Origin of the sequence: Halomonas sp. IOP_6, from assembly GCF_021151565.1 — a bacterium.
Lineage (GTDB): Bacteria > Pseudomonadota > Gammaproteobacteria > Pseudomonadales > Halomonadaceae > Vreelandella > Vreelandella alkaliphila.
This window is the reverse complement of record NZ_JAIRBO010000004.1, coordinates 264,886-290,327: the sequence shown is the minus strand read 5'-3', so window position 1 is coordinate 290,327 and position 25,442 is coordinate 264,886. Positions and strand designations below refer to the sequence as shown.

26 protein-coding genes are annotated in these 25,442 nt (G+C 53.8%); 20 read left to right on the top strand and 6 right to left on the bottom strand.

Annotated elements, in window-relative coordinates:
• Positions 1 to 221 precede the first annotated feature (221 nt).
• Positions 222 to 911, top strand: coding sequence for a pirin family protein (locus K7H08_RS09765; RefSeq protein ID WP_095603456.1), 690 nt, complete (start codon positions 222 to 224; stop codon positions 909 to 911).
• A 74-nt stretch (positions 912 to 985) separates the two neighbouring features.
• On the opposite strand, the gene serA is transcribed toward K7H08_RS09765, so the two are convergent.
• Complete coding sequence (serA, locus tag K7H08_RS09760; RefSeq protein WP_009723168.1) at positions 986 to 2,230, bottom strand: phosphoglycerate dehydrogenase; 1,245 nt, start codon at positions 2,228 to 2,230, stop codon at positions 986 to 988.
• 283 nt (positions 2,231 to 2,513) lie between these two features.
• Here serA and K7H08_RS09755 point away from each other — a divergent pair, with 283 nt between their 5' ends.
• The 5 genes from K7H08_RS09755 to K7H08_RS09735 all read left to right on the top strand — a co-directional run bounded on the left by K7H08_RS09755 (position 2,514) and on the right by K7H08_RS09735 (position 7,135).
• Positions 2,514 to 2,810 (top strand): exodeoxyribonuclease VII small subunit, encoded by a 297-nt coding sequence (locus tag K7H08_RS09755; RefSeq protein WP_038479402.1) that lies wholly within the window; start codon positions 2,514 to 2,516, stop codon positions 2,808 to 2,810.
• Positions 2,804 to 3,700, top strand: coding sequence for a (2E,6E)-farnesyl diphosphate synthase (gene ispA / locus K7H08_RS09750; RefSeq protein WP_231657788.1), 897 nt, complete (start codon positions 2,804 to 2,806; stop codon positions 3,698 to 3,700). The genes K7H08_RS09755 and ispA overlap by 7 nt, the downstream gene beginning before the upstream one ends.
• A 29-nt stretch (positions 3,701 to 3,729) precedes the next feature.
• Positions 3,730 to 5,655, top strand: coding sequence for a 1-deoxy-D-xylulose-5-phosphate synthase (gene dxs, locus K7H08_RS09745; RefSeq protein ID WP_231657787.1), 1,926 nt, complete (start codon positions 3,730 to 3,732; stop codon positions 5,653 to 5,655).
• A 29-nt stretch (positions 5,656 to 5,684) separates the two neighbouring features.
• Positions 5,685 to 6,446, top strand: coding sequence for a co-chaperone DjlA (gene djlA, locus K7H08_RS09740; protein ID WP_038479411.1), 762 nt, complete (start codon positions 5,685 to 5,687; stop codon positions 6,444 to 6,446).
• A gap of 62 nt (positions 6,447 to 6,508) precedes the next feature.
• The gene (locus K7H08_RS09735; protein ID WP_038479414.1) at positions 6,509 to 7,135 is read left to right on the top strand and encodes a glutathione S-transferase family protein; all 627 of its coding nucleotides are present in this window, start codon (positions 6,509 to 6,511) and stop codon (positions 7,133 to 7,135) included.
• Here K7H08_RS09735 and trhA read toward each other — a convergent pair.
• From trhA to ribA, 4 genes are all read right to left on the bottom strand, one after another.
• Positions 7,132 to 7,830: a PAQR family membrane homeostasis protein TrhA gene (gene trhA, locus K7H08_RS09730; RefSeq protein WP_198348785.1), complete on the bottom strand. Its 699-nt coding sequence runs from the start codon at positions 7,828 to 7,830 to the stop codon at positions 7,132 to 7,134. The two genes, K7H08_RS09735 and trhA, sit on opposite strands and share 4 nt — an antisense overlap.
• 84 nt (positions 7,831 to 7,914) lie before the next feature.
• The gene (locus K7H08_RS09725; protein ID WP_038479420.1) at positions 7,915 to 8,247 is read right to left on the bottom strand and encodes an FmdB family zinc ribbon protein; all 333 of its coding nucleotides are present in this window, start codon (positions 8,245 to 8,247) and stop codon (positions 7,915 to 7,917) included.
• A gap of 90 nt (positions 8,248 to 8,337) precedes the next feature.
• Complete coding sequence (gene fmdA / locus K7H08_RS09720; protein ID WP_089040306.1) at positions 8,338 to 9,567, bottom strand: formamidase; 1,230 nt, start codon at positions 9,565 to 9,567, stop codon at positions 8,338 to 8,340.
• Positions 9,568 to 9,793: 226 nt separating this feature from the next.
• Positions 9,794 to 10,429, bottom strand: a complete 636-nt coding sequence (gene ribA, locus K7H08_RS09715; protein ID WP_030071109.1) for a GTP cyclohydrolase II — start codon at positions 10,427 to 10,429, stop codon at positions 9,794 to 9,796.
• A gap of 230 nt (positions 10,430 to 10,659) precedes the next feature.
• Here ribA and hemE point away from each other — a divergent pair, with 230 nt between their 5' ends.
• From hemE to K7H08_RS09675, 8 genes are all read left to right on the top strand, one after another.
• Positions 10,660 to 11,772: a uroporphyrinogen decarboxylase gene (gene hemE / locus K7H08_RS09710; protein WP_231657786.1), complete on the top strand. Its 1,113-nt coding sequence runs from the start codon at positions 10,660 to 10,662 to the stop codon at positions 11,770 to 11,772.
• The gene (gene speE / locus K7H08_RS09705) at positions 11,772 to 12,632 is read left to right on the top strand and encodes a polyamine aminopropyltransferase (protein WP_038479432.1); all 861 of its coding nucleotides are present in this window, start codon (positions 11,772 to 11,774) and stop codon (positions 12,630 to 12,632) included. Before hemE ends, speE begins: the two co-directional genes overlap by 1 nt.
• 92 nt (positions 12,633 to 12,724) lie before the next feature.
• Entirely contained in the window at positions 12,725 to 13,735 is a 1,011-nt protein-coding gene (locus K7H08_RS09700) for an amino acid ABC transporter substrate-binding protein (RefSeq protein ID WP_038479435.1), read from the top strand.
• 265 nt (positions 13,736 to 14,000) lie between these two features.
• Positions 14,001 to 15,026: an amino acid ABC transporter substrate-binding protein gene (locus K7H08_RS09695; RefSeq protein ID WP_038479438.1), complete on the top strand. Its 1,026-nt coding sequence runs from the start codon at positions 14,001 to 14,003 to the stop codon at positions 15,024 to 15,026.
• A gap of 91 nt (positions 15,027 to 15,117) precedes the next feature.
• Positions 15,118 to 16,308 carry an amino acid ABC transporter permease gene (locus K7H08_RS09690; protein WP_038479441.1) on the top strand — a complete coding sequence of 397 codons (1,191 nt, stop codon included), beginning with the start codon at positions 15,118 to 15,120 and terminating at the stop codon, positions 16,306 to 16,308.
• A 21-nt stretch (positions 16,309 to 16,329) separates the two neighbouring features.
• Entirely contained in the window at positions 16,330 to 17,430 is a 1,101-nt protein-coding gene (locus tag K7H08_RS09685) for an amino acid ABC transporter permease (RefSeq protein WP_095603451.1), read from the top strand.
• 86 nt (positions 17,431 to 17,516) lie between these two features.
• A complete protein-coding gene (locus tag K7H08_RS09680) occupies positions 17,517 to 18,245 on the top strand; it encodes an amino acid ABC transporter ATP-binding protein (RefSeq protein ID WP_009723183.1) in 729 nt (242 codons plus the stop codon).
• Between the two features lie 102 nt (positions 18,246 to 18,347).
• Positions 18,348 to 18,737 carry a RidA family protein gene (locus tag K7H08_RS09675; RefSeq protein WP_095603450.1) on the top strand — a complete coding sequence of 130 codons (390 nt, stop codon included), beginning with the start codon at positions 18,348 to 18,350 and terminating at the stop codon, positions 18,735 to 18,737.
• Here the strand turns inward: K7H08_RS09675 and K7H08_RS09670 are convergent.
• Complete coding sequence (locus K7H08_RS09670) at positions 18,734 to 19,327, bottom strand: histidine phosphatase family protein (RefSeq protein WP_095603449.1); 594 nt, start codon at positions 19,325 to 19,327, stop codon at positions 18,734 to 18,736. The two genes, K7H08_RS09675 and K7H08_RS09670, sit on opposite strands and share 4 nt — an antisense overlap.
• Positions 19,328 to 19,484: 157 nt before the next feature.
• On the opposite strand from K7H08_RS09670, the gene phnD reads away from it, so the two are divergent.
• The 6 genes from phnD to K7H08_RS09640 all read left to right on the top strand — a co-directional run bounded on the left by phnD (position 19,485) and on the right by K7H08_RS09640 (position 25,433).
• A complete protein-coding gene (gene phnD / locus K7H08_RS09665; RefSeq protein ID WP_231657785.1) occupies positions 19,485 to 20,474 on the top strand; it encodes a phosphate/phosphite/phosphonate ABC transporter substrate-binding protein in 990 nt (329 codons plus the stop codon).
• Positions 20,475 to 20,531: 57 nt separating this feature from the next.
• Complete coding sequence (gene phnC / locus K7H08_RS09660) at positions 20,532 to 21,338, top strand: phosphonate ABC transporter ATP-binding protein (RefSeq protein WP_038479456.1); 807 nt, start codon at positions 20,532 to 20,534, stop codon at positions 21,336 to 21,338.
• Positions 21,325 to 22,134 carry a phosphonate ABC transporter, permease protein PhnE gene (phnE, locus tag K7H08_RS09655; RefSeq protein ID WP_038479459.1) on the top strand — a complete coding sequence of 270 codons (810 nt, stop codon included), beginning with the start codon at positions 21,325 to 21,327 and terminating at the stop codon, positions 22,132 to 22,134. Before phnC ends, phnE (K7H08_RS09655) begins: the two co-directional genes overlap by 14 nt.
• A complete protein-coding gene (gene phnE / locus K7H08_RS09650; RefSeq protein ID WP_038479462.1) occupies positions 22,128 to 22,937 on the top strand; it encodes a phosphonate ABC transporter, permease protein PhnE in 810 nt (269 codons plus the stop codon). Before phnE (K7H08_RS09655) ends, phnE (K7H08_RS09650) begins: the two co-directional genes overlap by 7 nt.
• An 87-nt stretch (positions 22,938 to 23,024) precedes the next feature.
• Positions 23,025 to 23,456 (top strand): host attachment protein, encoded by a 432-nt coding sequence (locus tag K7H08_RS09645; RefSeq protein ID WP_038479465.1) that lies wholly within the window; start codon positions 23,025 to 23,027, stop codon positions 23,454 to 23,456.
• Between the two features lie 105 nt (positions 23,457 to 23,561).
• Positions 23,562 to 25,433 (top strand): methyl-accepting chemotaxis protein, encoded by a 1,872-nt coding sequence (locus K7H08_RS09640; protein WP_231657784.1) that lies wholly within the window; start codon positions 23,562 to 23,564, stop codon positions 25,431 to 25,433.
• The last annotated feature ends 9 nt before the right edge of the window (positions 25,434 to 25,442 follow it).

Genomic DNA, 25,442 nt, shown 5'->3' with positions numbered 1-25,442 from the left:
AATACTCCTGGTAGTCGCCCTCGCAAAGGGCGGACCGGGTAAATAAACGCGCATAGTTTAGCAAACAATTCAGGCAAAGTGCTGCTCTGCCTAACGATGGCTAGGGGGGCGCTGATCAATCGTCGATTTATTCGATCTGATCATCTAAAAAGCTTCACCCCACGCGCCAGGCGAGCGGGCGTATATTGGTGTTATTCCTTACGACGCTTTCGGAGAACACCATGCACATCCGTCGTTCTAACGAGCGAGGCTATGCCGACCACGGCTGGCTGCGCTCTTTCCACACCTTTTCGTTCGCCAACTATGTGGATCCTAACCATATGGGATTCCGAGCGCTGCGGGTAATTAATGAAGACAGGGTAACCCCTGGCAATGGCTTTGGCGCCCACCCTCACCAGGATATGGAGATCATCTCCTATGTGCTGGAAGGGGAAATGGAGCATCGCGATAATATGGGTAACGGTGAAGTCATGCGCCCGGGCGATGTACAGCGTATGTCCGCAGGTACTGGCGTATTGCACAGCGAGTTTAATCATTCAAAAGAGAACGGGCTGCATTTCCTGCAGATTTGGATCGAGCCTGCCAAACGCGGCATTGCCCCTAGCTATGAGCAGAAAGCCTTTCCAACCGCTGAACGCCAAGGCCAGTGGCGCTTAGTCGCTTCTCAAGATGGTCGCGAAGGGTCGGTGAGCGTTAACCAAGACGTTAACCTTTACGCTGGCTTGTTCGACGCTGGCGAGCAGGCGGCGGCCCCACCGTCACGCTATGCCTGGCTGCATGTGGTGAAAGGCACGATCGACGTTAACGGCGAAACTCTTAGCTCTGGAGATGCCGCTGCCTTTCAACCGGGTGAGACGTTTAGCGTGGCAGGCGGACAAGCAGCCGAAGTGCTGTTGTTTGACCTAGCCTAGCGCAACCTCAGCCCTGAAACCTATAACGGCCCCGAAAGTGGGGCCGTTATAGATGATCACGCTGACAGCAGTGTTTAGCTGTTATGCGCCGAGTACAGCACGCGAATTTTCAGCGTGTGCTCAACTTGTTTCAATGCTTCTAGGGCCTGTGGGCCGTAGGCTTTATCGACATCAATGACCACGTAGCCCACTTTGTCATTGGTTTGCAGGTACTGACCTGAAATGTTGATGCCGTTTTCAGATAGTACGCGGTTAATTTGCGATAACACGCCAGGCACGTTGTCATGAATGTGCAACAGACGATGCTTATCCGGGTGAGCAGGCAGCGCTACTTCTGGGAAGTTAACAGAGGTAACCGTGGTGCCATTATCTGAATAAGTAATCAGTTTTTCAGCCACTTCAATACCGATATTCTCCTGAGCTTCCAGGGTAGAACCACCGATATGGGGCGTTAAAATCACGTTATCCAGGCCGCGTAGCGGGCTTTGGAACTCTTCATCATTGCCTTTCGGCTCTACCGGGAAGACATCAATAGCGGCACCGTTCAGCTTGCCAGCTTTAATCGCTTCTGCCAGTGGTTCAATCTCAACAACGCTACCACGAGCTGCGTTAATCAGGATGGCACCCTGTTTCATGGCTGCGATCTCTTTCTCGCCAATCATCCAGCGCGTAGCAGGCAAGTCAGGAACGTGTAGGCTGACCACGTCAGAGCGTGCTAACAGCTGCTCCAGGCTCGCTACCTGATTCGCGTTCCCCATGCCTAGCTTGGTGATCACATCGTAATAGATAACGTTGAAACCAAGCGATTCTGCCAGCACTGAAAGCTGCGCACCGATGCTACCGTAACCAACGATACCCAGGGTTTTGCCCCGAGCTTCGTGGGAGTTTTTCGCCGATTTCAGCCAGCCGCCTTGGTGGGCGCGAGCATTCTTCTCGGGGATACCACGTAGTAGCATGATGGCTTCCGCCAGCACTAACTCTGCGACCGAACGGGTATTGGAGTACGGCGCGTTAAACACCGCGATGCCGCGTTTAAGGGCTGCCGTCAAGTCAACCTGGTTCGTTCCGATACAGAAACAGCCAACGCCCACCAGCTTTTCTGCCGCGTCAAATACGCGCTCATTGAGCTGCGTACGCGAGCGAATGCCGATGAAGTGCACATCACGAATCTTTTCGATCAGCGACGCTTCATCTAGCGATGTCGGCAGGTGCTCGATGTTCTCGTAACCTGCGTTGTGAAAATTGTCCACCGCGCTTTGGTGGACGCCCTCGAGCAGCAGGATCTTGATCTTGCTCTTGTCCAGGGACGTTTTGGCCATGGCTGAATCAACCTCTATGGTCGGCGGCATGCGCCGTGTATCGGTTCACGGAAGGCCCATATGGTAGCACAATCACTGCCGCTCTCGGCGTCTTGAGATGATGAAAAGTGTGCGTTTACAAGATGAACCAGACGCAAGTAGCAGAATTGACCCAGGATGAGGGCAGACGCCACCCCCTTAGCTCGGTGTATACTGGGCGTTTATTTTTTGATAACACGGCTATCGTCACATTCGCCGCCCGTAATCAGCGTCAGGGCGCCAGCAAAATAGTAGGCCTTACCCAATGAGCGATAACACTCCACCAGCGCAAGATTTCGCCGCAACGGTTTCACAGCTTGAAACCATTGTGGAACGCCTTGAGTCCGGCGAACTCTCATTGGAGAACGCTCTGACCGCGTTTGAACAAGGCGTGCGACTCACGCGTGAAGCCCAGCAGCGGCTCGACAACGCCGAATTAAAAGTTCGCGCATTAAGTGAAGACCGCGATGGTAAGCTTGACGTTACCTCTTTCGCGACGGTGCCAGAAACGGACAATGCCACTAATCACGGCAACGACAGCGAGGAAACGCCGCCATGGTAACGACGGCTAATGCTTCTCAACTGGCGACGCTGCGCCATGCGAGTAACGCACGGGTGGATGCCACACTTTCAGCCTTGTTTGACTCCCAACCAGCCGTCGCGCCACGCCTGGAAGCCGCTATGCGTCACGGCCTACTGGTAGGTGGTAAGCGCCTGCGGCCACTGCTGGTATATCTCGCAGGTAACGCGCTAGGGGCGCGGGACGACGCGTTGGACGCCCCTGCAGCAGCCATTGAGCTGATTCATGCGTACTCATTGATTCATGACGATCTGCCTGCCATGGACGATGACGACCTGCGTCGCGGCCAACCCACCGTACATAAAGCGTTCGATGAAGCCACCGCGATTTTAGCGGGAGACGCACTGCAAGCACTGGCCTTTGAGGTACTTGCCAGCCAGCCCCATCCACGGCTTAGCAGCATGGTCACCACGCTGGCCGTTGCCTCTGGCCGGGCAGGTATGGTCGCAGGCCAAGCGCTAGACTTAGCCGCCGTGGGGGGCCATCCGGACGTGAATGCCTTAGCTCATATGCACGCCCACAAAACCGGCGCGCTGATTGTGGCCGCAGTGCGCTTAGGCGGCTTAGTCGTAGTGGATGAAAACGACCCCCGGCTTGCCGCTCTGATTCGCTACGCCCGCGCCATTGGTCTAGCCTTCCAGATTCATGACGATGTCCTTGATGTGACGGGCGATACCGTCACACTGGGTAAAATCTCTGGCGCTGATGCTGCACGTGCCAAGCCGACTTACCCAAGCTTACTGGGACTTTCCGGCGCACAGCACAAAGCAAATATGCTTATCGAAGAGGCCATTGCCGCCCTCGCCCCGCTTGGCGAGCAAGGCGCACCGCTGGCCGACCTTGCCCACTATATGATCGAGCGCGACCACTAAACGATGTCCATGACCCTGTCCATGAAAACATGCCTATGAAGCTGTTCGACGAGATTCCCCGCGAGCGCCCGGCAACGCCGCTGCTCGACTCTTTTGATCATCCCGCTGCGCTGCGGGCCATGAATGCTAAGCAGCTTGCCCAGTTGGCTGACGAACTACGTGCCTACTTGCTATACAGCGTGGGTGTGACAGGCGGCCACTTCGGTGCAGGTCTGGGCGTTGTGGAACTGACCGTAGCGCTGCACCACGCCTTTCATACGCCCAAAGATCGTTTGGTGTGGGACGTAGGCCATCAAGCGTACCCGCATAAAATTTTAACTGGGCGACGCGAAGCGATGCTCAGCATTCGCCAGCATGGCGGCCTTGCAGCGTTTCCACGTCGCGCAGAATCCGATTACGACACCTTCGGTGTAGGCCACTCCAGCACGTCGATTTCAGCTGCCCTGGGGATGGCGCTAGCCGCCCAGGCGCAAAACGACCCTCGTCGTGTGTGCGCCATTATTGGCGATGGCGCACTCACTGCGGGCATGGCGTTTGAAGCACTGGCCCATGCGGGCCACGTTAACGCCAATATGCTGGTGGTGCTGAACGACAATGAGATGTCGATCTCGGAAAATGTTGGCGGCATCGCGACCTATCTAGCCCGCGTGCTGTCTAGCAAGCCCTTCCTTAAGATGCGTGAAGAAGGCAAAAAAGTGCTCTCCCATCTGCCGGGCGCACTCGAGCTTGCTAAGCGCACCGAAGAGCACATGAAAGGTATGGTGAGCCCTGCCACGCTATTTGAAGAAATGGGCTTTCACTACATCGGTCCGATCGATGGTCACGACCTGGAGGCGCTCACCGAAACATTGCGCAACCTGCGCGACCAGGATGGCCCTCAGTTTCTGCATATCAAAACAGTTAAGGGTAAAGGTTTTCTGCCCGCCGAAGCTGACCAGATTGGCTATCACGCCATCACTAAGCTAGAAAAGCCCAGCGCCACTGCCAGTGCACCACTGGTGAAGCCCCCAGCAGCGCCCAAGGCACCGGCTAAGAAAAAGTACTGCAACGTGTTCGGCGACTGGCTGTGCGATATGGCAGCCACCGATTCACGGCTGATGGGAATTACCCCCGCCATGGGCGAAGGCTCGGATTTAATTCGTTTCTCCCAGCAGTATCCTGAGCGCTATTTTGATGTCGCGATCGCCGAGCAACATGCCGTAACGCTTGCTGCGGGTATGGCCTGCGAGAGCATGAAGCCTGTTGTGGCGATCTATTCCACGTTCTTACAGCGCGGCTACGACCAACTTATTCACGATGTTGCCGTCCAGAATCTAGACGTAACATTTGCGATTGACCGCGCAGGCCTTGTGGGTGAAGACGGGCCAACGCATCACGGCAGCATGGATTTGTCTTTTTTACGCTGCATTCCGGGCATGGTGATTTTAGCCCCTGCTGATGAAGCAGAGTGCCGCGCCATGCTTAGCGCCGCTTACCATCACCCAGGCCCAGCAGCGGTTCGCTATCCGCGTGGCACAGGCCCGGGCGCAGCCATTCCTGAACACTTAGAGCCGCTGCCCATTGGCCAAGCACAGCTACGCCGCGATGCTGGGACTGAAGGTGTGCGCATTGCATTGCTGGCATTTGGTAGCGTCAACAGCGCCGCCGCTGAGGTTGCCGAAAAGCTCGACGCAACGCATATCAATATGCGCTCTATCAAGCCACTGGACCGAGACACCGTGCTGCATGCCGCCGATGAACATGAGCTGCTGGTCACTCTGGAAGAGAATGTGATCGCCGGTGGCGCAGGCAGCGCAGTGAACGAGCTGCTGCACGCGGAAGGGGTACAAATCGAAGTGCTTAATTTAGGCCTGCCTGACACCTTTGTTGAACACGGCACCCCTACAGAGTTACTACGCGACTGCGGTCTGGATGCCGACGGTATCGAGCGCGCTATTCGCGCTCGTCTCCCGTAACTTTTAACTTTTCAACGGTTGAGAACACCATGCTATTTTTGATTATTTTGTTTGGCCTGATTGGCCTTGCTGTCGGCGGCCCTATTGGCCTGCTGGTAGGCGGCGGGTTGGGCTGGTGGCTAGGGCGCCGCATTAGCCGCCGCTTAAACGCTGCCCGCACACAAATCCAAGAAGGCTTTTTAGAATCGATCTTCTCGGTAATGGGTTGCTTGTGCCAAGCCGACGGTAAGGTCACCGATGGCGAGCTTGGCGTGGCCGAAAAGCTATTCGACCAAATGCATCTTCAAGGCGAACAGCGGGCCAAAGCGCGAGCCGCCTTCGAGCGCGGACGCGCCGACGACTTCAACCTAGATGCCGAACTGGCGAACGTTAACCGACTAACCCAGCGCCAACCGGTTTTACGCCAGGTGTTTTTGCAGGTTCAGTTAACCGCCATCGCTGCCGACGGCGTGCTGCATCCTGCCGAGCACGAGATGATTTTGCGCGTGGCCCGTGGGGTTGGCTGTAGTGAAGCGGAAGTGCAGCAGATTGAAGCCATGCTTCACGGTGCCGCCGCGAATTCGCAGGGTTCCAGCGAAGAGGCATTGAAAGACGCCTATCAAGTACTAGGGGTGAGTGAAGATGCCAGCGACGCCGAAATTAAAAAAGCGTACCGCCGCCTGATGAGCCAAAACCACCCCGACAAACTCGCTGGTAAAGGGCTGCCAGAAAGCATGCGTGAAGTAGCCCAGGCGCGCACCAGCGAAATTGGCAACGCATACGAACGCATCCGTAGCGCCCGAGACCGGTAGCTCGACAGGTTTCTAAGCACTCGCTACAGTAAAATCTCACCGCGCTGCTTAGGAGCTGCCTCATGATAACGAACTACAGTTTTCCGAACTCTCGCTCGATGCGGGTTACCTGGACACTTGAAGAACTCGGCCTAGAGTACCGTTGCCAACATGTCGCATTGGATAGAGGCGAGGGACAAACCGCTGAGCACCTAGCCCGCCATCCAGATGGCAAGGTGCCAGTGATTGAAGATGGCGAGCTAACGCTGTTTGAATCGGCACCTATCTGCCGTTATCTAGCCGAGCAATACGGTGATGGCAGCCTTCTGCCAGAAAGCGCCGCTGAGCGAGCGCAAGTCGACCAGTGGCTAAGCTTTATCGTCACCGAACTCGAGCAACCGCTGTGGCTTCAGGCCAAGCATAAATTTGCGCTCCCCCAAGATAAGCGCGTGCCTTCAGTATTGCCTACCGCCGCCTGGGAATTTCAGCGGGCACTGCTAGCACTAGAACGCCGCTACAAGGGCCAGGAGACGTTAGTCGGCGAGACGTTCACCCTGGCAGATATCTTCCTTACCCATACGTTAACGTGGGCAGCCAGTATGAAACACCGACTGCCTGAACCCCTAGCGGTCTACCGCGCACGTCACGCTGATCGCCCAGCGCTAGCCCGTGCCATGGAAAAAGAGCAAGAAGCGGCAGTTGATCGCTAGGTAACCGCCCCATGAGGTAGAACAGCGCTGTAGACAGCAAAGTAGTGGCAAATACTTCCGGCAATCACAAACAGATGCCAAATAGCGTGATTGTAGGGAATGGCACGCACGGCATAGAAGATAACCCCTAGCGTGTAGATGATTCCCCCTGCGGCAAGCAGAGCGATGCCGGTCATCGATAAACTGGCCGCCATCTCTCTAGAAGCCAGGACGATCATCCAGCCCATCAGTAAATATATAGCCACGCGTAGTACCGCGAAACGCTGTGGCCATAGCAGTTTGCAGCCAATCCCCACTAGCGCTAGCGACCACACGGCGGTAAATAAGACCCATCCCGTGGTGCCGCGCATATTAACGAGCAGAAAAGGCGTATAAGTGCCCGCGATAAGCAAGTAAATTGCGCAGTGGTCAAGCAGCTGGAAGCGTTGCTTCCAGCGTCGATGAGAAATGCCATGATAGAAAGTCGAGGCAGTATAAAGCAGGACTAGCGTGGTGCCGTACAGGCTCAGGCTGACAATTTTCCAAGGGTCGACGTGGGCGGCTAAGCTCGCTACTACCAGCAGTACGACCATACCCACCAAGCTGAGCACAGCACCAACCCCGTGGGTAACGCTATGTAACCACTCTTCGACAATGCTGAACTCGCCTTGCTCTTGAGGCAGCACGTCATGCCGTTGTTCATCTAGAGCTTTCATCCTGGGGCGCTCCTGATATGCCACGCCCCACCATTATCACTCCATGCGTTCAATACCTACAACGCTGGCGCAGGTAACGTGGCTTTAATGACTTATCATCCAAGGCCGTGCGGAAGGGAACATTTTATTACCTTCCGCCGTATAAAATACTTGGGGCTTATGACGTTCTTGATGACAACAGCCTTTTTCGTGCTCACTATGCTGGTTGCCATGCCTGGGCTCATGTGCGGCTTTTTCATTCCGCGCAAAGGCACTGCGCCGCGCTGGATCCATCGTTAATAACTGAGGGGCGACCAGCAGTACTCGTGGTGACAAGGTTCCACACGTTGGGCAAGCGCAAGCATCACCTACTTCGCGCAGTGGAACCAGTTCGTGGAACAAGCCATGGGTAGCACATTTATAGTCGTAGAGAGGCATACCACTTTCTCCTTGTTAGCATCCACTTTAAACAGGCAGCGATACTGGCGTGTCGCTGCCTTTCTCAATGCAGCGGTGGCTGAGGGCGCTCTACTTGTCCTTGGAGAGCGGCAGATCAGCTCCCTGGGCGACTTGCGCTCCAGGCCCATTGGCATTCGGCTTCACATCAATATCAAAAATATCCGTTGGCAGCCAAAGTGTTGCGCAAGCATTGGGAATATCGACAACGCCACTGATATGCCCTTGTACGGGCGCGCAGCCTAGCAGGGAGTAGGCTTGAGCACCGGTGTAACCAAACTTTTTGAGATATTCGATGGCATTGAGAACAGCCTGACGATAAGCCACATGTACATCCAGGTAGTGCTGTTTACCCTGCTCGTCTACCGACACTCCTTCAAAAATCAGGTAATCATCGTATTTCGGCGTGATAGGACTCGGTTTGAAAATAGGGTTCTTGATGGCGTACTTCTCCATCCCGCCTTTGATCAGGTTAACCCGCAAGTGGATCCAACCGGCCATCTCAATAGCGCCACAAAAGGTGATTTCCCCATCACCTTGACTAAAGTGCAGGTCACCTACCGACAAGCCACCATCTTTAACGTAAACGGGAAAATAAATTGTCGACCCGCGCGATAAGTCTTTGATATCACAATTACCACCATGTTCACGGGGCGGTACGGTTCGCGCGCCTTCAGCGGCAGCTTGTTGCTTTGCAGTGCCTGACAATTTGCCCATATGCGCCGTATCGGCGTAGGGAAGCGCGGCTAACTGAGGGATACGGTCAGGCTCGGTATCGTAAAGTGCTTTTTCTCGCTTATTCCATTCAGCCAACATCTCTTTTGACGGTAGGCAGCCAATCAAACCCGGGTGGATTAAACCCGCAAACTCTACACCAGGAATATGTCGGGATTTGGTGAACATGCCATTAAAGTCCCAGATCGACTTTTGAGCCTCTGGGAAGTGCTCGGTTAAAAAACCACCGCCATTCTGTTTAGAAAAAAAGCCATTGAACCCCCACTGACTCTCTTCAAAGGTACCAATATCGAGAATATCGACCACCAACAAATCACCAGGCTCAGCACCTTCAACCCCCACGGGACCTGATAAAAAGTGAACCTGAGTTAGGTCCACATCACGCACATCGTCGGCGCTATCATTGTTATGGATTTGCCCGCCAGTCCAGTCATGACACTCGACAATAAAGTCGTCGCCAGGCTTTACCATGCAGGCCATGGGTATATCGGGATGCCAGCGATTATGGATCTGTTCGTTTTCGTAAGGCGATTGTTTAAGGTCAATTTTAATAATTGTTTCAGCCATAACAAACCTCTGTCACGTAACGTCGGATAGTCAGTGTAGAGAAGATCGTTTCCCCTACCCCACTATGCAAAATAGTCACTCAGGCAGTTATAAGCTAATTACATCTCGACTCTTACGCAGCCTTAACTAAACTCAGCCAAGCATCTGCTCAACAGATACTCAGGGGAGCAGGCTTTAGGGTCTTTCAGACAGAAGAGCGGTTCAGTAGCGTGACAAAAGGGCTTAGTCACCCTTTACGCTCAATATCGACGTCGCTGGCCTGGGTAAAATCGTCCAGCGCCATCATATGGCCAAGTTTGCCCGCTTTCGTTGAGAGATAGTGCTCATTATGGGGGTTTAGGCCTGTGGTAATCGGCAGGCGCTCAACCACATTCACGCCATCTCGGGTTAAGGCATCAACCTTTCTAGGGTTATTGGTCATCAGTTTTAGTGCCGTGATACCCAAGTGGTTAAGCATCGGCACACACAGGTCATAGCGACGCATGTCCGCACCAAAACCAAGCTGCTCGTTGGCTTCAACCGTGTCAGCACCTTGGTCTTGCAGATGATAAGCGCGGATTTTATTCAACAGCCCAATACCTCGCCCCTCCTGGCGCAGGTAGAACAGCACACCACGCCCTTCTTCGGCAATACGCTTGAGCGCTTCTTGTAACTGATAGCCGCAGTCGCAGCGCATTGAGAACAGTGCATCGCCGGTTAAACATTCAGAATGCACGCGCCCCAGTACTGGCTCGCCGCCGCTCACATCACCTAGCGTTAAGGCGATATGGTCTTTACCCGTGGCTTCGTCTTCGAAGCCGTGCATGGTGAATGTGGCCCAAGGTGTGGGCAGCCGGGAAGCGGCAATGAAGCGAATGGTCACAGGTTACCTCGTTGATTAACCAAACCAGCTAACCACACCGGTGTTGGAAAAATAAGAAAACATTCTACCAGGAAGCGTCGGTAGCCTCACGGTCTCAACAGGGAGAGGCGTTTTTAAGTACGTTTTTAAGTACAATGGCCACCTTCAAATACAGTTATCTTCAAGTACCGTTATCTTCAAGTACAATGACTCCCTTACAATGCGGGCAAACTTCTCAAGAGCAAGTGTTTATGACCACCACACCTTTGCAAAACGACCGTTTTCTTCGTGCGCTGGCTCGCCAGCCCGTCGACCGCACTCCGGTGTGGATGATGCGCCAAGCAGGCCGCTACCTGCCAGAATATCGCGCCAGCCGCGCCGATGCTGGCAGTTTTATGGATCTGTGTCGCAACCATGACCTAGCTTGTGAAGTAACGCTACAGCCCCTTGAGCGTTACCCGCTAGATGCCGCTATTCTATTCTCCGACATCCTCACAATCCCAGATGCGATGGGGCTAGGGCTCTATTTCGAAACCGGTGAAGGCCCTAAATTCAGAAAAACCGTGCGCACCCCAGAAGAGGTTGCAGCGTTAACGGTACCCAACGCCGAGCGCGATCTCGATTATGTGATGCGTGCCGTATCGACCATTCGTCGTGAGCTGAACGGCCGCATGCCGTTGATTGGCTTTTCGGGTAGCCCCTGGACGCTAGCCACCTACATGGTGGAAGGCGGTTCTAGCAAAGATTTCCGTCACCTGAAAACCATGCTTTACGATACGCCAGACACCATGCACCAATTGCTGGACATCCTGGCGCAGTCGGTAACCGACTACCTAAACGCGCAAATTCGCGCTGGCGCTCAAGCGGTACAGATTTTTGATACCTGGGGCGGTGCGCTTTCAACCCCCGCCTACCTGGAATTTTCGCTGCGCTACATGGAGCAAATTGTCTCCGGCCTGATTCGTGAACACGATGGCCGCCGCGTGCCGGTTATTCTGTTTACCAAGAACGGCGGCCAATGGCTGGAACACATCGCCTGTGCCGGAGCCGATGCCCTGGGCATCGATTGGTCGACCGAGCTTTCCGACGCCCGCTCCCGCGTGGGCCATAAAGTCGCGCTGCAGGGCAATTTGGACCCCAACGTGCTGTTCGCCCGCCCCTCGGCCATTCGCGCCGAAGTGGCTCGCGTACTGGAGAGCTACGGCCACGGCCCGGGCCACGTCTTTAACTTGGGCCATGGCATCAGCCAGTTCACTAACCCTGACCACGTCACCGCCTTTATGGAGGCGCTGCACGATTTAAGCCCGCAGTATCATCAAGGCATTCCTACCCAAACGAACGCCCCGCGCCCAGGAGCAAAGTAATGAGCGATTTACGCGACGACCAGTGGTTTACCGAAGTATTTGATAGCCACGGCAGCGCTTTCTCGCTGAAAGTCACTGAGAAATTGCTGGATGTGCAAAGCCCCTACCAGCACCTGGAAGTGTATACCACGGAGACCTACGGCAACCTGATGGTGCTCGATGGCTGCGTGATGCTGACCGATCGCGACAACTTCCTCTATCACGAAATGATTGCCCACCCGGCGCTGTTCACCCATCAAGACCCCAAACGGGTAGTGATTATTGGTGGTGGCGACTGTGGCACGCTGAAGGAAGTGCTGCGTCATCCGGGCGTTGAAAAAGTGACGCAAATCGACATCGATGAAGAAGTGACTAAGGCCGCCGAGCGCTTCTTCCCAGCGCTGGTAGAAGCTAACGGCGACCCGCGTGCCGAGCTGCTGTTTGCAGATGGTGTGAAGTGGGTAGACGACGCTGCCGATGAGAGCATCGACGTGCTGATTATCGACTCTACCGACCCGGTCGGCCCCGCCGAAGGGCTGTTTAAAACCGACTTCCTGAAGCGCTGCCACCGTATTCTAAAAAATGGCGGCGTGATGGTGCAGCAAAGCGAATCACCGCTTTACCACAGCGGCTCTATTATTCGCGAACTGCGTAACGACATGCGTGAAGCGGGCTTTGATAGCGTGGCCACACTGCCCTTCCCACAGCCGGTTTACCCTTCTGGCTGGTGGAGCGTTACCTTGGCCGGTAAAGCGACCAGCGTTGAAAGCTTCCGCGAACAGGCTGCCGCTGAGCATAAAATGCCGCTACAGTACTACACTGGTGATGCTCACCGTGGTGCACTATCGCTGCCGCCTTTTATGCGTAAAGCCTTCGCATAACTTAGCGCCTGCGAATAGCCAAAAAGCCGAGCATTGCTCGGCTTTTTTTATGTGCTTACGTTTACTTGCCCTTTCACGTTAAGGAATAACAAATGAAAACCGTTCGTTGGTTGGGAGTAGGAATTGGTGTTTTAGTACCTGCGATGGCCATGGCCAGTACGCTGGAAACCGTTCAGGAGCGCGATAGCGTACGTTGTGGCGTTAACGCTGCCCAGCCAGGCTTTTCGTCATTAGATGACGACGACCAATACCGGGGCCTGGATACCGATGTATGCCGTGCCATTGCCGCTGCGGCGCTTGGCGACGCGACAAAAGTAGACTTCGTGCCACTCGACTCGGTAGAACGTTTCACCGCGCTGCAGTCTGGCGAAGTCGATGTCCTATCACGCACCACGACCTGGACCTCGAGCCGTGACACGACGATGGGGATGAACTTTACCGGCGTAAGTTACTACGATGGCCAAGCCTTTATGGTGGCCAGCGATCTAGGCGTGCAAAGCGCTAAAGAGCTTGATGGCGCGGCAGTTTGTACCCAGTCCGGCACCACCAGCGAACTCAATCTTTCTGATTACTTTCGTATCAACGGCATGACTTATGATGCTGTCGTTTTTGATGCGCCTGAGCAATCTATTGCTGGCTTTGAAGCGGGCCGTTGCGATGTTTTAAGCTCCGACGCTTCCCAACTGTATGCCCAACGGATGCAGCTTGCTGATCCCGACATGGCGGTCGTGCTCCCTGAAATTATCTCGAAAGAACCGCTGGGCCCAGCCGTTCGTCAAAATGATGACCAATGGTTCAATCTTGTGAAGTGGTCGCTGTTTGCCATGCTAAATGCGGAAGAGCTAGGCATTACACAAGCTAACGTAGATGAACAGCTTAATTCGGAGAATCCTGATGTCATGCGCCTGCTTGGTCAAGATGGTGACTTTGGTGAGCCAATGGGCATCAATACCGATTGGGCGTACCAAATCATCAAGCAGGTGGGTAACTACGCCGATATCTTTGATAAAAACGTCGGTGCTGACTCTGACTTCAAGATTGCCAGAGGCTTAAACGCCTTGTGGAAAGATGGTGGCATTCAATACGCACCCCCTATTCGCTAATCCTGTTTATCTTTCAAACCCGTTAATCTGTAACGCTTAAACCTACTATTCTAAAACTATCAGCAACGTTAGCGACTCGCACCAAAATAGAGCAATCGCTAGTCGCTAATGTTCCTTTTTGCACCAATACTTTCGTATACAGCTGGCATTTTGCGTTGAAAAGCGCTGAATTTGACGACATATCCTTTCTGGCACCTTCCTTGCTAGCTTTTAGTGTCATGCATCTGCATGCATAACGACATTAAATCGAGTAAGGGGAACGACCATGATGAATAAAAAACACTTGGTACTGCTGGCCTCCGCGGGTGCTATCACGTTGGCCGGTGTCGCCACTGCTCAAGCTGATACGTTAGAAGACACGATGGAACGTGGCGCCGTACAGTGCGGCGTCAGTGACGGCCTGCCAGGCTTTTCCGCCCCGGACGATGAAGGTAACTGGCAAGGACTCGACGTTGACGTATGTCGTGCTGTTGCAGCTGCCGTTCTCGGTGATGCTGATGCGGTGAACTACATTTCTCTGAACGCTGTAGAGCGTTTTACGGCCCTGCAGTCTGGCGAAGTCGACGTACTTTCACGCAACACCACCTGGACCACCACTCGTGACACCACGCTGGGCCTCAACTTCACTGGCGTTAACTTCTATGATGGCCAAGGCTTTATGGTCTCCCGCGACCTGGGTATTTCCAGCGCATCTGAACTGGACGGTGCCGCTATTTGTATTCAGTCTGGCACCACGACTGAGCTAAACCTAGCAGACTACTTCCGTGCCAACGGCATGGAATTCGACCCCATCGTTTTCGATACCTCTGAGCAAACCGTGGGTGGCTTCCAGGCTGGCCGCTGTGACGTTCTCACCTCCGATACTTCCCAGCTAGCCGCACTGCGTATTCAGCTAGATGACCCGTCTGGCGCGATGATTCTGCCAGACGTTATCTCCAAAGAGCCGCTCGGCCCGGTGGTGCGTCAAGGTGACGATGTATGGTTTAACATCGTGAAGTGGTCGTTATTCGCCATGCTTAACGGCGAAGAGTACGGCATCACCAGCGAAAATGCCGAAGAGATGCTCAGCTCTGAGAATCCTGATGTTGCCCGCCTACTTGGCCAAGATGGCAACTACGGTGAAGGTATGGGCTTAGAAGCCGATTGGGCTTACAACATCCTGAGCCAAGTTGGTAACTACGGCGAAAGCTTTGAGCGCAACGTCGGTATGGGCTCTCCGCTTGAAATTGAGCGCGGCGTTAACGCCCTCTGGAATCAAGGTGGTTTCCAGTACGCACCGCCGATTCGCTAAGCGTCTCGTTTGACCCCGGCCCGCCGCCCCATTCTTCCAAGGGCATCGGCGGGCCATTTGATTGACCGTCCGTATCGCGGAGACGCCTTCCATGTCCGTAAGTCCTAACACTCGTCCCGCTGGCCACAAGCCGCCGTTTTGGCGAGATCGCGCCAAACGTGCGCTTATTTTCCAGCTACTCCTCGTCGCCGCTGTGGCAGCCTTTCTGCTCTACATTGTCGGTAATGTCCAAGACAACTTATCCGCACGTGGTATCACCACCGGGTTTGGTTTCTTGGGCAACACCGCAGGCTTTGGGATTGTGCAGAGTCTGATCGACTACTCATCTCAGAGCACTTATGGCCGTACCTTCCTGGTTGGCTTACTGAATACGTTGTTGGTGGGTGGCCTAGGGGTATTGGCCGCGACCATCATTGGCTTTATTGTTGGCATCGCCCGCCTGTCGCCTAACTGGCTGCTGGCGCGCTTAGCCACCGCCTATATCGAAACCTTCCGCAATATCCCGCTGCTACTACAAATTTTCTTCTGGTACTTTGCGGTATTACGCACGTTGCCAAGCGCCAGAGATAGCCTGGCATTTGGCGAGGCTCTCTTTCTCAACGTACGCGGATTGTATTTACCCCAGCCGCTGTTTGAGTCTGGCTTTGGCTTGATCCCTCTTACCTTCCTTGTCGCCATTGTTGCCAGTATTGCCCTGGTGATATGGAACAAGCGTCGCCATGAAGCCACAGGCAAACGCCTGCCGGCTTACTGGATCTCGTTTTTGCTGATTTTTGGCTTACCGCTGTTAGTGCTAGTTGCCACTGGCGTGCCGGTTACCTGGGAAATGCCGGAACTACGCGGCTTTAATTTCCGTGGCGGTATTACGGTAATCCCTGAGTTCCTCGCGCTTTGGCTGGCACTGTCGATTTATACCGCCTCCTTTATTGCTGAAATTGTCCGCTCTGGCATTCAAGCAATTTCGCACGGGCAAACGGAAGCTGCCCAGGCACTAAGCCTGCCACGTAACCTGGTACTTCGTCTGGTGGTTATCCCTCAGGCACTGCGCGTCATTATTCCGCCGCTAACCAGCCAGTACTTGAACTTGATTAAGAACTCGTCGCTGGCAACCGCCATCGGTTATCCCGACCTTGTCTCGGTGTTTGCAGGCACCACGCTGAACCAGACCGGCCAAGCCATTGAGGTCATTGCAATGACCATGGCGGTCTACCTAACCATCAGCCTGCTGGTGTCCATGTTTATGAACTGGTTCAACGCCCGAGTGGCACTGGTTGAACGCTAGGCCGACGGTGAGGATGTTTACATGATCCATAATCAAACAATCATTAAAGAGCGGCCAGCCCCCAGTAGTTCTGTCGGGGCGATTGCTTGGCTACGTACCAATCTGTTCAATGGCCCGATCAATACCATCTTTACCCTGATCGGGCTTTACATACTCTATTTGCTTGTTGTTCCCACCGTTCAGTGGGCGTTTTTGAATGCTGACTGGATAGGTACCACACGGGATGACTGCTCTCGGGAAGGAGCTTGCTGGGTCTTCATCAATGCACGCTTTACCCAGTTTATCTACGGCTTGTATCCCCGTGAAGAAATCTGGCGAGCCAACATCGTCTTTGCTGGCTTCTTTACGCTGATAGCCTGGCTAGCAATTCCCCGCCTGCCCCTCAAACGTTGGGTGGCGGTATTCGCTCTCGTCGGTTTCCCCATCGTTGCTTATGTGCTGCTGCACGGCGGCTACTTTGACATGCCTCGCGTGCCCACGCACCGCTGGGGTGGCTTAATGCTGACCCTACTGCTGGCCACCGTCGGTATGGTTGGCGCGCTGCCAATCGGCATTGTGCTGGCATTGGGGCGACGCTCCAATATGCCCATTGTGAAAAGCTTCTGCGTGGTATTCATCGAGTTCTGGCGCGGGGTACCACTGATTACGGTGCTATTCATGGCTTCGGTAATGCTGCCGCTTTTCCTGCCTTCCGATATGAGCGTCGACCGCCTAGTACGCGCACTAATCGGCTTAACACTGTTCCAAAGTGCCTACATGGCCGAGGTTATTCGTGGTGGCCTGCAGGCCATCCCTAAGGGTCAGGAAGAGGCTGCCGCTGCGCTCGGCATGACCTACTGGAAACGCATGGGCCTGATTGTGCTTCCTCAGGCGCTGAAGATGATGATCCCCGGCATCGTGAACACCTTCATTTCGCTGTTTAAAGACACCACCCTGGTCATGATCATCGGGCTATTTGACCTATTGGGGATCGTACAAGCGGCGTTGGCTGACTCACGCTGGCTAGGCTTCTCGCTAGAAGGCTATGTCTTTGCCGCCTTCATGTTCTGGATCTTCTGTTTCAGCATGTCGCGCTATAGCCAGTATTTAGAACGCAAGCTGCACACCGGCCATAAGCGCTAACGCCGCTTTTATTAACGATTTTTTAGCAGGATAGAGACATGACTCAAGCAGCCACCAACATCTCTGGCACCCCCACTTCTGACCTGATGGTTGAAATGCGCGGCGTTAATAAATGGTACGGCGATTTTCACGTGCTGCGCGATATCGACCTGGAAGTAAAGCGCGGCGAGCGTATCGTTATTTGCGGGCCTTCAGGCTCAGGCAAGTCAACCTTGATTCGCTGCATTAACCACCTGGAAGAGCACCAGCAAGGCGATATCGTGGTGGGCGGCGTACCGCTTACCCAAGACGTTAAGCGTATCGAGCAAATCCGCCGTAGCGTGGGCATGGTATTCCAGCACTTCAACCTCTTCCCTCACTTAACAGTGCTGGAAAACTGCTGTATAGCGCCCATGTGGGTGCAAAAAAAGCCGCGCCGCGAGGCGGAAGAAATGGCCATGCAGTACTTAGAACGGGTGCGTATTGCTGAACAGGCGCTTAAGTACCCGGGGCAGCTTTCCGGCGGCCAGCAGCAGCGGGTCGCCATTGCCCGTTCACTGTGCATGCACCCTGACGTGATGCTATTCGACGAACCAACGTCGGCGCTTGATCCAGAAATGATCAAGGAAGTGCTCGACGTCATGGTGGAGCTTGCTAATGAAGGCATGACCATGCTGTGTGTGACCCATGAAATGGGCTTTGCCAAAACCGTCGCCGACCGGGTGATTTTTATGGACCAAGGGCAAATTATCGAAGAAAACGCTCCTGAGCCGTTCTTTAATAACCCGCAGTCAGAACGTACCCAGCTATTCTTGAGCCAAATTTTGGGGCACTAAGTAAAGCAATTGATAAAGCAATGGGCCTCATTGAAGGCCCATCTTTGTATTTCGCTTATATCGAGCGGCGCCAACTCATCGACACAAGAGAGACCGTTCAAGATGGAAAAGCTATTTATTGACCGCGCCCCACAGCCGATTGCTCCCTTTTCGCACGCTTGCCGAGTGGGCGATTTGGTATTTATTACCGGCCAGATGCCCACCGTACCTGAAACCAACGAAATGCTGTTGGGCACCTTTACCGAACAAACTCATCGCGTCATGCAAAACCTAGCCATCGTGTTGGAAGAAGTGGGCAGTCGCTTTGAATACGTCGTGCAGTCACGCGTATTTATTACCAATATGGGCCACTTTGACGAGGTTAATCGCGTGTATGCCAGCTACTTCAAACAGCCGCTGCCAACCCGCACCTGTATTGGCGTCACCGGTCTTGCCGGCGGGGCCGATGTAGAAGTGGATATGATTGCCTGGATTCCACCCTCACCCGACTAACTCCCCAGCGGAGTAATGCTGGCAGGCTGCAGGGCAGGTTGCTCGCGGTGTTGCGTCAGCGGTTTATTGGCGAGCGCTGTGAGCAGTATCTGTAATGGGTCGCCATGACTCACCACCAACACCGTCTCGCCTTCGCAGCGACGCTCCAGCTGCTCAACAACTGCGCACATACGCTTGGCGACGTTACTTACCGCCTCCACCTGATGCTGTTGATGGCCAGCATCCTGGGCATCTAACGCCCATACGTCAGGGTAATGCCGATCCGATTGGCCATCGAGCTCACCAAAGTAGCGCTCACGAAGGCGCTCCTCTTTCTCCAGCGTTAAGCCAAACGCTTTAGCGACTCGATCAGCGGTTTGTGTTGTCCGCAAAAAGTCCGAGTGCACCACCTTGGTGGGCGTCGGCCAACGCCATTGATCAATGACGGTTGAGAGCTGCTCTTCGCCCAAAGGTGACAAGCCGAAATCGCAAAGCCCACGCCCAGGCGAACTAATAATGAGGCCTTGTTCATTCGCTTGGCTATGGCCATGGCGCATCAAAAGATAGCGATTTCGCCAATGGTAGAAAGTGGCTGTGAAAGTGTTTGACATATCTTTGTAATAAATCCTAGATTGAGAGGAATCGTTTTCGAAAAATAAACATCTAGCGCTACAAATGTCCACTTGCGAAACGCACGCGAAGTAAAAGAAGCGCTGAATTCGATAGTGGATAGCACAACACAAAAATAACGCACATAAGAGGCTAACTATGGAAACACCACGTTTCTGCAAGCGCCCGCTTGCCATGCTAGCGGCTGCATCACTGCTCCCCTTCGCACTCCTCTCTACCCATGCTTTGGCAGAGTGCGAGCGCGGTGACTTGGATCCGCTGTACTGCGATGAAAACGGCGACATGGTGGCTGATCGGCCAAGCGACGAGTCTGGGTGGGCAAACCCGGACACCCTTATTTTTGCTTATACCCCAGTAGAAGATCCGGCCATTTATTCGGATATCTGGCAGCCCTTTATTGATCATCTATCCGAGGTTACCGAACGCGATGTGCGCTTCTTTGCTGTTCAATCTAACGCCGCACAAGTCGAAGCCATGCGCAGCGGGCGTTTACACATTGCTGGCTTCTCGACTGGCCCTACCCCCTTTGCCGTTAACTTAGCAGGCGCGGTACCCTTCGCACTGATGGGGTCAGATGATGGTCAGTTCGGCTACACCCTGCAGCTATTTACCCACGTAGACTCAGATATTGAGAGCCTGGAAGACCTCAAGGGCAAGCGTGTTGCCCACACCTCACCAACGTCCAACTCCGGTAATCTAGCGCCGCGTGCCTTACTGCCAGAGCTTGGCATCACCCCCGAAGAGGATTACGACGTCGTTTACTCGGGCAGCCATGACCAATCAATGTTGGGCGTAGTCGCTCGGGATTACGATGCCGCGCCGGTGGCTTCTGAAGTAGTCGAGCGTATGGCAGCACGTGGTCTTTACGATGAGGAAGATGTGCGTCTGATCTACGAATCTGACCGATTCCCCACTACCTCCTATAACTACGCCCACAACCTACACCCAGATCTTGTAGAAAAAATCGAGGAAGCCTTCTTTACCTTCGATTTTGTTGGCACCGAGCTTGGCGAAGAGTTTGAAGGCGTCGAAAAGTTTATTCCGATTAATTACAAAGATAACTGGCAAGTGATTCGTACCATCCAGGCGGCTAATGACGTGAGCTATACACGAGAAAACCTGGAGTAACAGCGATTGCGCCGTCTCCGGCGGCGCAATTATTCGCCTTTCGATGGAAACAATCACATGCTGGAAATTACCAATCTGGTCAAACGTTATGGCCACAACGAGGCGGTGCTGAAGGGACTCGACCTTAAGGTAGAGGACAACAGCGTTGTTTCTATTGTCGGCGCGTCCGGTGCTGGTAAAAGCACCATGCTTCGCTGTATCAATCGCTTAGTAGAACCTACATCGGGCTCTATCAAACTCAACGGCACCGAACTGGTGAATGTGAAAGGCGCTGAGTTACGCCGTGCTCGGCGCAAAATTGGCATGGTCTTCCAGGGATTTAACTTACTTGACCGCCTCACCGTCATGGAGAACGTACTTGCTGGACGGCTTGGCTACGTTAATCTCTATCAAGCAATCTCACGTCGCTACCCCCAAGCTGATATAGAGCGCGCATTTACCCTCATGGAGCGCGTTGGAATTGCTCATTACGCTAATAAACGTGCCGATGAGCTTTCCGGCGGTGAGCGCCAGCGCGTCGGGGTGGTACGGGCATTAATGCAAGAACCTGACCTGCTGCTGGCCGACGAGCCAACGGCATCGCTCGACCCGCGCACGTCCGAGCAGATCATGATACTGCTGCAGAGCCTTGCCAGTGAGCTTTCGCTACCGGTATTGATCAATATTCACAACGTTGCGCAAGCAAAAACCTACACTGAGCGCATTGTCGGCTTACGCCACGGCAAGATGATTTTTGATGGAGTGCCTGCGGACTTTAACAAAGACGCGCTAGATGCCATTTATGGTGGTATTGAAGCGCCTGACGATGCCATTACTGAGCAGCCCGATGCCCGCGTAGAGGAGCCACGACATGACGCCGTCTGACTCCCCTTCTCCCCCGCGCATCTGGAAAAAGCCGCCATTTATTGCCAACCCCATCATCCGTTACGGCATTTTTATTGTCGCTGCGATTTATCTGGTGTGGGCTTTCGGTTCTTTGCCGTTTAACTGGGCGCGCATTTCAGAAGGCTTACCGCGGGCAGCACGCATCTTTAGCGGGGGCTTTCCCCCCAGCCTGGAACGTTACGAGTTGCTGCTGACAGGCTTTAAAGAGAGCTTCCAAATTGCCATTCTCGCCACATTACTAGGCGTTTTTTTATCGATTCCTTTTGCGGTGATGGCCGCTCGTAACATCGCCCCGATGCCCATTTACGTGATTGGCCGCGCGGTCATTATTATCTCGCGCAGCTTTCACCCCGTGATCGTGGCTATTTTATTCGTGGCGGCCGTTGGTTTTGGGCCGCTGGCAGGTATTTTAACGCTGACTCTCTACTCCATCGGGTTTGTTGGAAAGCTGCTAGCAGAAGAGATCGAAGAGATTGACTGGGGGCAGGTAGAAGCCATGCGCGCGGCAGGAGCAGGCTACATTGCCACGCTTTATTACGCCGTCTTTCCACAAATATTGCCCCGTCAGGTCGGTCTATCGATGTACCAGCTTGATAGCAACCTACGCGCCTCTGCGGTGGTCGGCATCGTCGGTGCAGGCGGTATCGGTGGCACATTAATGAATGCCTTTGGTCGCTATGATTACGACTTCGCCTTTGCGATTCTACTGGTCATTATTGCGGTTATTTTACTGAGTGAAGGCATCAGCGGCTGGGTGAGGAAAAAAATATGGTAGATCACGCTCAGCAACTTGCCGACCGTGTTTGGCATCGCTACGACCGTAAAGAACGCTTAATCCGCTACGCTGTATTGCTAGGCACACTGATGCTGGTGTTCTGGGCGGTTCGCGATATTGATATTTTCTGGCCCTGGGTATGGGACGCTCCCAACCAAATGTCTAATTTGGGTGCGCGCATGTGGCCGCCCAGCGCTGCCGGGTTAAGCAATATTCTGAACGCGCTGCTCGAAACGGTACATATCGCAACGTTAGCCACATTTCTGACTATTTTTCTCGCCTTGCCAGTCGCCTATATCGCCGCCCAGAACACCACCCCCAATCGTGCTTGCCTATGGCTGGGGCGCTTTATTCTGGTCTCCAGCCGCTCGGTTAATACGATTATATGGGCGCTGTTATTCGTGGCTATTTTTGGCCCCGGCGTATTAGCAGGGATCCTGGCGATTGTGTTTCGCTCGATAGGCTTTATTGGCAAATTAATGGGTGAAGCCATTGAAGAAATCGACCGCCGACCGGTGGAAGCAATGGAAGCCACCGGTGCTTCCAAGGCAAAAGTGGTCGCCTACGCCATTGTGCCCCAGGTGATGCCAGCCTTTTTTGCCATCGTGATTCTGCGCTGGGATATCAACATCCGGGAATCCACCGTACTGGGACTCGTTGGCGCAGGTGGCATTGGCGTGATTCTACAAGGCGCTATCGACACCTTTGCTTGGCCGACAGTCGCTACTATTTTGATCGCGATTATCATTTTGGTACTGATAGGCGAAGCCATTACTAGCCTACTACGCAGCAAAGTGCTTTAACCCCTTTTTAGCTACGCAAGTGTTTGACCAAACGGCAAATGATTGCCATGGTTAGAGAGTAACTAACGACAAGGAGGACGTACGACGATGACCACCTATATCGTGGTAGCTGACGCCGCCCGCGCGCGTATTTTCACCCGTGATGCGTTGAATCTCACTGAGCATGAGAGCCTTGTACACGCAGCAGGCAGGCTGCATGAAGGTGATTTAATCACCGATCGCCGCGGTGCCGATGTTCATGAATCTACGTCAACCTCATCGCGCTCGTCAGGAGAGGAGGGCGCCGCCTCGCAGCATGAAAATGAGTTGTTTGCCAAAGAAGTTGCCAAGCGCTTATATGACGCACGCGTCGATAACAGCATGGAAAAGCTTATTATGGTCGCGCCGCCGAAATTTCTTGGGCTACTGCGAGAAAAGCTCGATAACACCACCCACAAGTTGGTCATTCACACGCTTTCAAAAGATTTGAGTAAAGCTTCCCTGGCCGATATTCAAAACGCCGTTAGCGACTTACGCTAATGCTCTCTACGTCACTCTCGCTTTCCCACTAAGCACGCTTTTCTGCTAAAGAAGTGGTCGCTTTTGCCGATAGTCGTCTGACCCCTGACGATTTAGAGAGCGACCATGTTTTCCTCCCTACGAGCCCGCATCTTACTAGCCGCCCTCACGGCCATTATTGTAGCCCTCATCATTAATGGCATAGCCAGCTACACCACCGTCAAGCATCACAACAATCAACAAGTAAGCCGCAATCTCAGTGCCGTCGTTAACGGTAACACCCAGGCAATTAATGAGTGGTTTAACGCTCGCTATACCATGCTGGCCAGCATGGATGATGCTGTTGGCAGCAGCGACCCACTTGCCGCATTGCGTCAGTTGGCTGATTCTGGAAGCTTCATGACGGCCTATATGGCTTATCCCTCCACGTCTGATGCTGTTTTTTCTGATAACTGGCAGCCACCTAGTGATTATGACCCTCGCCAACGCCCCTGGTATCAGGACGCTGCCAACGCCAAAGACACCATTATCACAACGCCTTATGTCGATGCCCAAACAGGGGGGTTAATCGTTACCTTTGCACGCCCCTTCTACCGTAACGGGCAGCTCGCTGCTGTCATTGGCGCAGACATCACCATTGAAGATGTCATTGATATTGTGGCCAGTATCGCCCCGACACCTTCAAGCTTTGGTTTTTTGACGACGGAAGATGGCACGCTCGTAGCGCATCCTGACGCCGAGTTAACGCTTGAGCCGTCCTCAGTGTTGAGCAGCGATCTAACCAACGACAGCTTGGCCAAGATTATCCAAGCCGAAGAGCCGCAAGCGCTTGAGCTGCAAAACAGTGGCAAGCTGCTGATGGGCAGCACAGTGGGCGGCAGTAGTGGCTGGCAGTTAGTAGTGGCGCTTGATGAGCACGAAGCCACCGCAGGCCTGCGTGCCATTGCGACTACCTCGATTATCACTTTGCTGATTGTCGCGGCCATCACCGCCGTTATATTTGGAGTTCTGCTTTCATTGATGCTTCGTCGACTGCTTGGCGTGCGCAGCGCGATGGATAACATTGCCTCGGGAGATGGCGATTTAACCCTACGTTTGCCAGAAGAAGGCAACGATGAAGTGACCCAAATTGCCAGCGCGTTCAACCGTTTTGTCGGCAAAATGGAAGCCGTATTAGTTGATGTCCGTACAAGCAGTGAAGCGGTTCATCACGCGGCCAACGAAATTGCCATGGGTGGTCAGGATTTATCACGCCGTACCGATAACGCGGCCGCAAGCCTGCAGCAAACGTCTGCGTCGATCGAGGAAATAACCAGCACCGTTCAGCATACTGCCGCATCCGCCCAGCAAGCCAACCAGCTCTCCCATGCAGCATCAAACGTTGCGAAGGAAGGTGGCCAAGTGGTGGCAAATGTCGTCACAACAATGGAAGACATTTCTCAAGCCTCTAATAAAATTGGTGAAATTGTCACGCTGATGAACAGCATTGCCTTCCAAACCAATCTGCTGGCACTCAACGCCTCTGTAGAAGCGGCCCGTGCCGGCGAACATGGCCGCGGCTTTGCCGTAGTGGCCGACGAGGTCCGTAAACTGGCGGGACGCAGTAGCGAAGCTGCCAACGATATTCAAAAGCTAATCGAAGACTCACAAAGCAAAGTCAACAATGGCACCTCTCTGGTACAAAATGCGGGTGCGACGATGCAGGATATTGTTACCCATATCACCCGTGTTACCGATGTACTGGAGGAGATTAACGCAGCCACCAGCGAGCAGAGCGATGGCATTAATCAAGTCAATATTGCCGTTGCCGAGCTTGATCGCATGACCCAGGAAAACGCTGCCATGGTGGAAGAGTCCACTACTGCTGCTGAGCAACTGAAAGAGCAAGCAGAGCATCTCGCAGGGACGATCAGCAGCTTTAAACTGTCCCACGCTGCTACGCCTGCTTTGCAAGTGCCCTATCAAACACCTGACAACCAACGTCGCCATATCGCCTAGGGATTACAC

Bases quoted from the DNA above. Each gene is read 5' to 3' on its own strand.
- K7H08_RS09765 (WP_095603456.1), top strand. From the start codon at position 222: ATGCACATCCGTCGTTCTAACGAGCGAGGCTATGCCGACCACGGCTGG.
- serA (WP_009723168.1), bottom strand. From the start codon at position 2,230: ATGGCCAAAACGTCCCTGGACAAGAGCAAGATCAAGATCCTGCTGCTC.
- K7H08_RS09755 (WP_038479402.1), top strand. From the start codon at position 2,514: ATGAGCGATAACACTCCACCAGCGCAAGATTTCGCCGCAACGGTTTCA.
- ispA (WP_231657788.1), top strand. From the start codon at position 2,804: ATGGTAACGACGGCTAATGCTTCTCAACTGGCGACGCTGCGCCATGCG.
- dxs (WP_231657787.1), top strand. From the start codon at position 3,730: ATGCCTATGAAGCTGTTCGACGAGATTCCCCGCGAGCGCCCGGCAACG.
- djlA (WP_038479411.1), top strand. From the start codon at position 5,685: ATGCTATTTTTGATTATTTTGTTTGGCCTGATTGGCCTTGCTGTCGGC.
- K7H08_RS09735 (WP_038479414.1), top strand. From the start codon at position 6,509: ATGATAACGAACTACAGTTTTCCGAACTCTCGCTCGATGCGGGTTACC.
- trhA (WP_198348785.1), bottom strand. From the start codon at position 7,830: ATGAAAGCTCTAGATGAACAACGGCATGACGTGCTGCCTCAAGAGCAA.
- K7H08_RS09725 (WP_038479420.1), bottom strand. From the start codon at position 8,247: ATGCCTCTCTACGACTATAAATGTGCTACCCATGGCTTGTTCCACGAA.
- fmdA (WP_089040306.1), bottom strand. From the start codon at position 9,567: ATGGCTGAAACAATTATTAAAATTGACCTTAAACAATCGCCTTACGAA.
- hemE (WP_231657786.1), top strand. From the start codon at position 10,660: ATGACCACCACACCTTTGCAAAACGACCGTTTTCTTCGTGCGCTGGCT.
- speE (WP_038479432.1), top strand. From the start codon at position 11,772: ATGAGCGATTTACGCGACGACCAGTGGTTTACCGAAGTATTTGATAGC.
- K7H08_RS09700 (WP_038479435.1), top strand. From the start codon at position 12,725: ATGAAAACCGTTCGTTGGTTGGGAGTAGGAATTGGTGTTTTAGTACCT.
- K7H08_RS09695 (WP_038479438.1), top strand. From the start codon at position 14,001: ATGATGAATAAAAAACACTTGGTACTGCTGGCCTCCGCGGGTGCTATC.
- K7H08_RS09690 (WP_038479441.1), top strand. From the start codon at position 15,118: ATGTCCGTAAGTCCTAACACTCGTCCCGCTGGCCACAAGCCGCCGTTT.
- K7H08_RS09685 (WP_095603451.1), top strand. From the start codon at position 16,330: ATGATCCATAATCAAACAATCATTAAAGAGCGGCCAGCCCCCAGTAGT.
- K7H08_RS09680 (WP_009723183.1), top strand. From the start codon at position 17,517: ATGGTTGAAATGCGCGGCGTTAATAAATGGTACGGCGATTTTCACGTG.
- K7H08_RS09675 (WP_095603450.1), top strand. From the start codon at position 18,348: ATGGAAAAGCTATTTATTGACCGCGCCCCACAGCCGATTGCTCCCTTT.
- K7H08_RS09670 (WP_095603449.1), bottom strand. From the start codon at position 19,327: ATGTCAAACACTTTCACAGCCACTTTCTACCATTGGCGAAATCGCTAT.
- phnD (WP_231657785.1), top strand. From the start codon at position 19,485: ATGGAAACACCACGTTTCTGCAAGCGCCCGCTTGCCATGCTAGCGGCT.
- phnC (WP_038479456.1), top strand. From the start codon at position 20,532: ATGCTGGAAATTACCAATCTGGTCAAACGTTATGGCCACAACGAGGCG.
- phnE (WP_038479459.1), top strand. From the start codon at position 21,325: ATGACGCCGTCTGACTCCCCTTCTCCCCCGCGCATCTGGAAAAAGCCG.
- phnE (WP_038479462.1), top strand. From the start codon at position 22,128: ATGGTAGATCACGCTCAGCAACTTGCCGACCGTGTTTGGCATCGCTAC.
- K7H08_RS09645 (WP_038479465.1), top strand. From the start codon at position 23,025: ATGACCACCTATATCGTGGTAGCTGACGCCGCCCGCGCGCGTATTTTC.
- K7H08_RS09640 (WP_231657784.1), top strand. From the start codon at position 23,562: ATGTTTTCCTCCCTACGAGCCCGCATCTTACTAGCCGCCCTCACGGCC.